At 71.9% G+C, this 388-nt stretch carries 1 protein-coding gene; it reads left to right on the forward strand.

From position 1 onward, the window contains the following. Positions 1–25: 25 nt before the first annotated feature. Positions 26–388: zinc-ribbon domain-containing protein (locus AC066S_RS39995; protein ID WP_478272094.1), on the forward strand; the 363-nt coding region annotated here is incomplete at its 3' end.

The following is a 388-nucleotide window of genomic DNA, read 5'->3' on the forward strand; positions in this document are numbered from 1 at the left end:
CGCGCTCCTGCCCGACGAACTCACCATGGCAGCGCTCGTGCCCGCCGTGCCCGGACTGCAGGCCGATGGCGATCTCTGGCAGCGCGTGGCGTCGCACCGCCACGGGAGCGCGTCGCCCCTCTACCGTCTCTGCCACAACCGCGCCGCCCACGGCACCTGCAACTTCGCGGTGCTGGCGGACGACCCGCAGCAGCTGTGCCCGTCGTGCCGCCAGACGCGCATCCTTCCGGACCTCTCCGAGCCCGCGAACCTGCGGCGCTGGAAACAGATCGAGCATGCCAAGCGGCAGCTCTACTACACCCTCGCCCGGCTGGGTCTCCAGCCCGCGCCGGACGGCGCGAACCCGGTCTTCGAATTCCTGGCGGACCAGCCCGGGCAGCCGGTGATG

Source organism: Bradyrhizobium sp. CFUWI, assembly GCF_056429085.1.